Source organism: Lelliottia sp., assembly GCF_045627565.1.
In the GTDB taxonomy this organism is placed as follows: domain Bacteria; phylum Pseudomonadota; class Gammaproteobacteria; order Enterobacterales; family Enterobacteriaceae; genus Enterobacter.
In genome coordinates this window covers 1-3,121 of the sequence record NZ_JAZQNX010000030.1, presented here as the reverse complement: position 1 = coordinate 3,121, position 3,121 = coordinate 1, and the positions used below count along the sequence as shown (strand labels likewise).

At 54.5% G+C, this 3,121-nt stretch carries 6 protein-coding genes; all 6 read left to right on the top strand.

Going from position 1 to position 3,121, the window contains the following annotated elements; genetic code table 11:
• Positions 1-62: 62 nt before the first annotated feature.
• The 6 genes from ACKI5T_RS15900 to ACKI5T_RS15875 are packed head-to-tail and all read left to right on the top strand — an operon-like array spanning position 63 to position 3,078.
• The gene (locus ACKI5T_RS15900) at positions 63-623 is read left to right on the top strand and encodes a hypothetical protein (RefSeq protein WP_407438677.1); all 561 of its coding nucleotides are present in this window, start codon (positions 63-65) and stop codon (positions 621-623) included.
• A gap of 8 nt (positions 624-631) precedes the next feature.
• On the top strand, positions 632-814 hold the full coding sequence (locus ACKI5T_RS15895) for a DUF2635 domain-containing protein (RefSeq protein WP_407438675.1): 183 nt from the start codon (positions 632-634) through the stop codon (positions 812-814).
• Complete coding sequence (locus ACKI5T_RS15890; protein WP_407438673.1) at positions 811-2,304, top strand: phage tail sheath subtilisin-like domain-containing protein; 1,494 nt, start codon at positions 811-813, stop codon at positions 2,302-2,304. Before ACKI5T_RS15895 ends, ACKI5T_RS15890 begins: the two co-directional genes overlap by 4 nt.
• The gene (locus ACKI5T_RS15885; RefSeq protein ID WP_407438671.1) at positions 2,304-2,660 is read left to right on the top strand and encodes a phage tail tube protein; all 357 of its coding nucleotides are present in this window, start codon (positions 2,304-2,306) and stop codon (positions 2,658-2,660) included. Before ACKI5T_RS15890 ends, ACKI5T_RS15885 begins: the two co-directional genes overlap by 1 nt.
• Positions 2,660-2,929: a phage tail assembly protein gene (locus ACKI5T_RS15880; protein WP_407438669.1), complete on the top strand. Its 270-nt coding sequence runs from the start codon at positions 2,660-2,662 to the stop codon at positions 2,927-2,929. Before ACKI5T_RS15885 ends, ACKI5T_RS15880 begins: the two co-directional genes overlap by 1 nt.
• Positions 2,896-3,078, top strand: a complete 183-nt coding sequence (locus tag ACKI5T_RS15875; RefSeq protein WP_317180077.1) for a hypothetical protein — start codon at positions 2,896-2,898, stop codon at positions 3,076-3,078. The genes ACKI5T_RS15880 and ACKI5T_RS15875 overlap by 34 nt, the downstream gene beginning before the upstream one ends.
• Positions 3,079-3,121: the final 43 nt, after the last annotated feature.

Genomic DNA, 3,121 nt, shown 5'->3' with positions numbered 1-3,121 from the left:
TGGACACGCTATTACCTGGCGCGTGAACTGAGACTATCCCTCAAACCGGAAAAACGACGCTGATGAAACTCACTCCTGTCATCGCTGCGCTGCGCGCCCGATGCGATATTTTTGAAAACCGCGTGGCCGGTGCTGCACAGTTTAAGGATTTACCCGAGGTCGGGAAGATGCGACTGCCGTCTGCTTATGTTGTTCCCGGCGACGACTCACCAGGCGAACAGAAAAGCCAGACGGATTACTGGCAGGATTTGACCGAGGGCTTTTCGGTCATCGTATTTGTCAGCAACGGACGTGACGAGCGCGGTCAGTTTGCTTCATACGATGTGGTTCACGATGTGCGGCAGATGTTGTTTAAGGCGCTGCTCGGGTGGAATCCTGAAGAGCGCTGCAATCCCATCACCTATACAGGCGGCACGCTGCTCGATGTGAACCGTCACGAACTGAGTTATCAGTTCGATTTTTCTGTTGTCACCGAACTTTCAGAAGACGACACCCGCCAGCAGGACGAACTGAACGACCTGGATGATTTCAAAACGTTGTCGATTGACGTGGACTTTATCGACCCCGGTCATGGGCCTGACGGCAACATCGAGCACCACCTGGAAATAAACCTTCCTTCCTGAGGAACACCATGTTTGTGAACCCCAAAAACGGGCGGTCAGTTCATGATCCTGCCCGGGGCGACCTTTTGCCTGCAACAGGGCGAAAGGTCGAACCGAATCAGTATTGGTACCGTCGTGAACTCGACGGGGATGTTGAGGTGGTGAAGCCATCTCAGGGCGCAGCACCGGACAAGAAGGTGAGCACTAAATGACAGTCTCCATGAATACTATTCCGTCTGATCTTCGCGTCCCGCTGTTTTATGCCGAGATGGATAACAGCGCGGCGAATACGGCGCAGACCAGCGCCCCTTCGTTACTGATTGGTCATGTAAACACTGGCGCAGCCATTGCGACCAACCAGCTGGTTTTCATGCCGTCAAAAGATTACGCCATTCAGCAGTGTGGCGCGGGCAGTCAGCTGGCGCGCATGGTGGAAGCCTATCGTCTCGTCGATCCCTTTGGTGAGCTGTGGGTGATTGCGGTTCCTGACACTGGGGCGGCGGCAACGTTCATCCTGACGGTCACAGGAGCGGCCACAGAGTCTGGCGTTGTCAGCCTGTATATTGGCCGCCGTCGTATTCAGGCCAGCGTGACAACCGGCGACGATGTTGCTGCCGTTGCATCCGCTATCTCTGCTGCCATCACTGCTGACGGTCAGACACCATTTACCGCCGCAGCGTCGGCAGGTGTCGTCACGTTAACATCTCGGCATAAAGGCACCTGGGCGAACGATATTCCGATCGCGCTGAACTATTACGGTTTCAGCGGTGGCGAAAAACTCCCGGCTGGCGTGCTGATCGCCATTGCATCTGGTGTGGCGGGTGCTGGCGCGCCATTGCTGACGGGCACGATTGCCGCGATGGGTGATGAGCCTTTCGACTATATCGGTCACCCGTTCAACGACACCGCGTCCATGAACACCTTCACGCTGGAAATGAACGATACCAGCGGGCGCTGGAGCTGGTTACGCCAGATTTACGGCCACGTCTACACGGCAAAAATTGCTGCTGTCAGCGACCTGATCACCGTGGGCGACATGTTCAACGATCCGCACGTCACGCTGGCAGGTTACGAAAAAACGGTTCAGTCGAATCCGGATGAGCTGGCCGCCAGTCGAACAGCACGCGCAGCTGTCTTCCTGCGTATCGACCCGGCGCGCCCGACACAAACGGGTGAGCTGACGGGCATGCTTCCGCCGCCAACGGGCAAGCGCTTTATTCGTTCTGAACAGCAGTCACTGCTGACGCACGGCATTGCGACCGCATATGCCGAGGGCGGCGTTTTGCGCGTTCAGCGCGATATCACGACCTACAAAAAGAATGCGTATGGCGTAGCGGATAACAGCTATCTCGACAGCGAGACGCTGCATACCAGTGCTTACGTGCTGCGCCGTCTGAAAACGGTGATCACCAGTAAGTATGGTCGCCACAAACTGGCGAATGATGGCACCCGCTTTGGCCCCGGTCAGGCCATTGTGACACCTGCGGTGATCAAGGGTGAGCTTCTGGCCACGTACCGTCAGATGGAACGTGCTGGCATCGTCGAAAACTACGACCTGTTTAAGCAACACCTGATCGTGGAACGCGACGCAAACGACCCGTCACGTATCAACGTGCTTTACCCGCCTGATTACGTTAACCAGCTGCGCGTCTTTGCACTGCTTAATCAGTTCCGTCTTCAGTATCAAGAGGAGTCCGCATAATGTCGCGTATCGGCGGTACATGTTATTTCAAAATTGACGGTCAGCAGCTCTCGCTGACCGGTGGCATTGAGGTGCCAATGAACAAGGCGGTCAATGATGATGTCATTGGCCTGGATGGTTCCGTTGATCGTAAAGAGACACACCGTGCGCCGTATATCAAAGGCACGTTTAAAGTGCCTAAAGATTTCCCGGTTAACAAGGTGACCACGTCCGATCAGATGACCATCACCGCCGAACTGGCGAATGGTCAGGTCTATGTGTTGTCGTCTGCCTGGCTACACGGTGAAGCGAACCATAACCCTGAAGAAGGCACGGCAGAACTTGAATTCCACGGTGAAGAAGGGGATTACCAGTAATGAAAGAGCTTGAGCTTAAACACCCGGTCACCGCGCATGGCGAAACGGTCAGCGTTCTGGAATTTAACGAGCCGACAGGTAAAGACGTTCGTGAGCTGGGTTATCCCTATCAGATGAACCAGGACGAGTCGATCAAACTGCAGGCGCATATTATTGCGAAATACATCGTAAAACTCGCAAGCGTTCCTTTAAGCACGGTTGATCAGATGTCTCCTGGTGATCTCAATGCTGCCGGCTGGCTGGTGGCGGGTTTTTTCCTCCAGGGCTGACGGCGGAATATCTGACCGACCGCTATTTCGATTGCGCCAGTTACTGGCGCATTAACCCTTTTGAATTGCTGAATATGCCTGTCAGTGAAATCCCGTTACTGGTAAGCCAGGCAAACAGAATAGAGCAGGAGAAACGGCGCAATGGCTGAGTTTGAACTGAAAGCGCTCATTACCGGCGTTGATAAACTTTCT